Source organism: Pantanalinema rosaneae CENA516 (genome assembly GCF_050753385.1).
GTDB lineage: Bacteria > Cyanobacteriota > Cyanobacteriia > Leptolyngbyales > Leptolyngbyaceae > Pantanalinema > Pantanalinema rosaneae.
This window is the reverse complement of the sequence record NZ_JBLZFZ010000129.1, coordinates 1-4,435: the sequence shown is the minus strand read 5'-3', so window position 1 is coordinate 4,435 and position 4,435 is coordinate 1. Positions and strand designations below refer to the sequence as shown.

Below are 4,435 nucleotides of genomic sequence, written 5' to 3'. Positions count from 1 at the left end.
AGATGTGTATAAGAGACAGGGGGAGAGGGGGGAGAGGGGAGAAGGCGAACCCGGCGTTGCGATCGGGCTAAGAGTCCCGGAGGGAGAGCAACGCGAACTACCTGGATTAAGGGGGTGTAGTAGTAGGCAGCAACGCGATGCAGCAGTGTCCAGTAATGGGTGGGGAAGAAGCCAGCACTAATGACGGAGTCAATCTCGCGGATCTGGGCTGGATCAAGATGCGTCGGGGGTTCGTGATCACAATGCACCGCGATCGCCCCGACTTGCTGGTTGCCAAATGGCACACTCAAAATATCGCCGGGTTGAACGCTAACTCCCGTCGGCACCCGGTAGGTAAATAATTCCTGGGCACCCGGGCTATCCACCAAGGCATCTACCCACGTTGCCTCAGGCAATGACGATGAAGATACTCCCACGCCTGAAGCCGCCAGAAATGGCAAGAAAGATTGCCCCGGTGAGGTCGCCATGATTCAGAACAAAGCTCGAACGGTTCCCCCATACTGTAGCTTGCCAGGACTGCCAGAAGCAACGGTAGCGGATAAAATGTCAGAAATCCTGATCGGGAGGGGTCGTGTCTGGCTCAATCACATGTTCAATCTGTTCCATCACTTGTTGGGCGATCTGTTCTGGGGAGGCTTTAGCGGCACATAGAACATGGACATCTGCCTGGGCATACAGCGATCGCCGTTGTGCCATTAATTCCTTTAACCGATTGGGCAGGTCAGTCTCTTGCAGCAACGGACGAGTGGTATCCGCTTGTAAGCGTTCCTGGATTTCGTCTAAGGGCACATCCAGCCAGACAATCACCCCATGTCGCAGATAGCTCCAGTTTTCTCGCCGCAACACCATACCGCCGCCTGTGGCAATCACCAGTCGAGTGTAGGAGGTTAATTCTGCCAGCACTTTGGTTTCCAGTGTCCGAAATTCCGCTTCTCCGGTGGTGGCGAACAACTCCGCGATCGATTGTTGGCTGTATTGCTCAATCACGGTATCGGTATCAAAAAATTGGTACTCTAGCTGCTTGGCTAATAGTTGCCCGACGGTGGTTTTCCCCGATCCCATCATGCCAATTAAATAAACATTGGCGCTTTTGAGCAAATCACTCACGACTCTAGTTCCTTGATCTCCTTCGTCAGAATACCGTGCGATCGCTCGTCACAGAAGAATCGCGTTACAGTAAAAAGTATGGATATTACCGAACTGCAAATGCTCTATGCTGCCGGAGAACGAGATTTTCACAACATTAATCTCTGTTCTGCGAATCTGAGCTACGTTAATTTGAGCGGTGCTAGCTTGCTACGTGCTAACTTGCGCCATGCCAATTTACGGTGGGCAAATTTACAGCAGGCAAATTTGAGGTGGGCAGATCTACGGGGAGCCGACTTAAGTTGGGCAGATCTGCGCGGCACTGATTTAAGGGATGCCAACCTCAAAGGGGCAAAAATGCCAGATGGCAGCATCCATGATTAAGCAGATGCAATTCTCTGTTTAGGAGAAGGCACTCACTGCGATCGCTAGTCCAATGGCGACGATCGCGCCAATCAAGGTATTGACTACATTCACCAATTCATTTGAGAGCCAATCCAGCTTGGTTTGTAATGTAGCACCAATCACACTTTCTAAATTCGTCGCGACAAAGGCAGCTACCATGCAGAAGCCGATCCCTAAGGGGGAGATCAGTCCGACTGCCCAGCCTAAGACTGCGATCGCGATGGAGGCGACGACTCCAGCCAAAGTTCCTTCCAGGCTGACAGCCCCTTCCGTTCCCCGCGGTACCGCTTGTAGAGTGGTAATCAAAAACGTGCGTTGACCATAGGCTTTACCAATTTCACTGGCACAGGTATCTGCCAACTTGGTACTAAAGCTGGCGACATAGCCGAGGAATAACCAGTCCGCGACTGTATCACTTGCTGTCCCTAGATTCAGCCAGGGTAGGAGTCCTACCCCAACCGCACAAATTGCGGCTGTTAACGCTGACCCCCAGACATTTTCTGGTCCGCGTGCCCCCGATCGTTTTTCAGCAATCCCAGCCGCTTCTTTTTCTGCCATGCCAATGCGAGTGACGGCGGAACCGACCAGGAAGTAAACCATGACGACGGCATAGCCTTGCCACCCCAAGCACCCCCAGATCAGCACCCCCAGGAACCAGCCATGGAATAGTCCGGCGGGAGTTAGCAGTTTTTTGGGGGCAATCCAGGCGACGATCGCCAGAATGGTATTCAAGGCAACGGCAATCCCCCAGGAATTCAGCGACGGTGAAGGCAGGAGATTACCGGTTGATCCTGACAGATTAACTGCTAAAACTTGAGACAAAACGTTGAGCGATAGCATAGAAGTGCCGACTCATCATCCTCTATGATGCCTTGGATTTATGGACAAAACATTGTTTCATCTTGCCTTTCCCGTCAATGATATTGCTGCAACGAAGGCATTTTATGTAGATGGGTTGGGCTGCGAGTTGGGGCGGGAAAGTGCTCAATCCGTCATTCTCAACTTATATGGACATCAGTTAGTTGCCCATTTAACCGATGAACCCTTGTTGCCCCAACGGGGGATTTATCCTCGTCACTTTGGGCTGGTGTTTGCCACAGAAGCCGATTGGGAACGCCTGCTGGAGCGATCGCAGCACCACCAACTGACGTTTTATCAAGCCCCGAAACGGCGCTTCCCCAATTCTCCCTTAGAACACCGCACCTTCTTCCTGATCGATCCTGCCCAGAATCTTTTGGAGTTTAAGTACTACTGTCATCCCGATGCCATCTTCGGACAGCAACAGTTAACGCAGATTGGCGATCGTGCCTGACGGGAAACCATGATTTTTACTGAGAGCAAATTAAATAAACGTAACGAACCTGATAAAAAATCTTTAGTATTTATTAAGTATTTAAACCCATCACGAGTAGTCGCCATTCTTATGCTTACCGGGCAGCTATGCTGAAATCCTTGCCCAATGGCACTTTGGTAATAGCGTCGTTCTAAAAGCGGTGAATTTTTGTAAAGAAATGTAGATTAATCTTGTCTATGTCGTGAATAAAATTTCATAATCATCAACATAATGATTCAGGCTTAAATTGCTTGGTCGTCCGGTTCTTAAGCGCCAGTTAACGAGAGAGTCGAGGTTTACCAACTATCTTGATGCTCTGAATGGGTGGACGATCGCACAGTGACTCTGCTGGCTTCAGTGTCTCTTAGGGCAGCTTTGCCCTGAGGCTGCAAGTGGTATTTGTCTCTGAGTTCCCCCCAAGATCAGCATTCTGGGAACGGTTGGCTAAGCGTACTAGTATTTTTTGGGAGCAGTTGTCATGAGTGGTTTGGTTAATTTCTTCAAAAACCTAATTGCAGGGATTGTTGGCTTTTTCACTGGGTTTGGGAAGAAGGCTCAGGAAGAAGGTGCAGCGATTAAGCCTGCTAAGAAGAGTGGTAACGGATTTTATCTGGAGTTAGAGGATGCCAAAGGGGCTGCACCCGCCGCAAAATCCCCGGCTCCCGCTGCCACTGCCGTAGCTGAAAAGCCGGAAACACCAGCAGCGCCGAAACCTGAGAAAACTGAGGTCAAAGCGGCTGGCAATGGTAAGCCTTCTGCCAGAACCGCTAAACTCGAAGCGGCTAAAGCGGCGGCAACCAAGCCATCTGAACCGGCTAAAGCTCCCGATCCGGCTGCCTTAATTGCGGCGGCGGTTGCTTCCTCCAGCAGCAAGTCTCAATCTAATAGTACCTTTGCCCCTCAATACCTTGTCCCTACTAACAATGGCACTCGTCGTCGTCCCGGAGCCAATATGTCTACCTATATGGACATGGCTCGTAAAGTTGGCACTCGCTAACTCGATCGCGGGGAACAGCACTCTCCTCTAAATCCATCAATGGAACTTGGATAGACGCATAGACTACTCTATGCGTCTTTTTTATTGGCTAGGACTTCAAAAGGTAATCCGCTCTGTCACCCAAATCGGTTCACCGGCTTCGTCAATTTGTAAATGGGCTAATCGCCAGGTTTTGCCTTCGGACTGTTTTTGTAAATACAGGTCATAGGGATTACGCTGTTGGGTCACCTGCCGATCGCTGGAGAACACCATGCGGTAATCGTAAGTGCCTTTAATGTGATAGGCTTCCAACGCTTCGATCGTCATTGGAGTCTGTTCCGCGATCGTCACCCGCCGAATGGTAATTTCCGCCGGAGTTTCCCCTAACCGTAATTGCCGATTTAACTCCTGCTGAGTTCGACTCAATTCTACTTCGATCGCCTTGCCGATTAATTGCCGCGTCGGAATCGGGACAACGCCTGGTTCCGTGGCAGTTGCGCTATTACAGGCTGTGAGAAATACTGCGAGTACGATCGCCCAAATCACCCGTCCGATCCACATACCAACCTCAGTGTCTTCCCTCCAGAATACAAGGGAACGGGGTGGGGGAGCGAGGCTGTCTCTTATACACATCT

7 protein-coding genes are annotated in these 4,435 nt (G+C 50.6%); 3 read left to right on the top strand and 4 right to left on the bottom strand.

Going from position 1 to position 4,435, the window contains the following annotated elements:
• Positions 1-467, bottom strand: a 467-nt coding sequence (locus ACN4EK_RS32030) for a primosomal protein N' family DNA-binding protein (protein WP_458575351.1), incomplete at its 3' end; no start/stop codon positions are given.
• A gap of 79 nt (positions 468-546) precedes the next feature.
• On the bottom strand, positions 547-1,107 hold the full coding sequence (locus ACN4EK_RS32025) for a shikimate kinase (RefSeq protein ID WP_431662500.1): 561 nt from the start codon (positions 1,105-1,107) through the stop codon (positions 547-549).
• A gap of 78 nt (positions 1,108-1,185) precedes the next feature.
• On the opposite strand from ACN4EK_RS32025, the gene ACN4EK_RS32020 reads away from it, so the two are divergent.
• Positions 1,186-1,470: a pentapeptide repeat-containing protein gene (locus ACN4EK_RS32020; RefSeq protein WP_431662499.1), complete on the top strand. Its 285-nt coding sequence runs from the start codon at positions 1,186-1,188 to the stop codon at positions 1,468-1,470.
• Positions 1,471-1,488: 18 nt separating this feature from the next.
• Here ACN4EK_RS32020 and ACN4EK_RS32015 read toward each other — a convergent pair whose 3' ends face one another.
• Entirely contained in the window at positions 1,489-2,331 is an 843-nt protein-coding gene (locus ACN4EK_RS32015; protein ID WP_431662498.1) for a TIGR00297 family protein, read from the bottom strand.
• A 40-nt stretch (positions 2,332-2,371) separates the two neighbouring features.
• On the opposite strand from ACN4EK_RS32015, the gene ACN4EK_RS32010 reads away from it, so the two are divergent.
• Positions 2,372-2,803 carry a VOC family protein gene (locus tag ACN4EK_RS32010; protein ID WP_431662497.1) on the top strand — a complete coding sequence of 144 codons (432 nt, stop codon included), beginning with the start codon at positions 2,372-2,374 and terminating at the stop codon, positions 2,801-2,803.
• Positions 2,804-3,302: 499 nt separating this feature from the next.
• Complete coding sequence (locus ACN4EK_RS32005) at positions 3,303-3,821, top strand: hypothetical protein (protein WP_431662496.1); 519 nt, start codon at positions 3,303-3,305, stop codon at positions 3,819-3,821.
• Positions 3,822-3,917: 96 nt separating this feature from the next.
• Here the strand turns inward: ACN4EK_RS32005 and ACN4EK_RS32000 are convergent.
• A partial coding sequence (locus ACN4EK_RS32000) for a hypothetical protein (protein WP_431662495.1) occupies positions 3,918-4,435 on the bottom strand: 518 nt, incomplete at its 5' end.

Excerpts from the sequence above, each read along its gene's own strand:
- ACN4EK_RS32010 (WP_431662497.1), top strand. The coding sequence starts at position 2,372 with ATGGACAAAACATTGTTTCATCTTGCCTTTCCCGTCAATGATATTGCT.
- ACN4EK_RS32015 (WP_431662498.1), bottom strand. The coding sequence starts at position 2,331 with ATGCTATCGCTCAACGTTTTGTCTCAAGTTTTAGCAGTTAATCTGTCA.
- ACN4EK_RS32005 (WP_431662496.1), top strand. The coding sequence starts at position 3,303 with ATGAGTGGTTTGGTTAATTTCTTCAAAAACCTAATTGCAGGGATTGTT.
- ACN4EK_RS32020 (WP_431662499.1), top strand. The coding sequence starts at position 1,186 with ATGGATATTACCGAACTGCAAATGCTCTATGCTGCCGGAGAACGAGAT.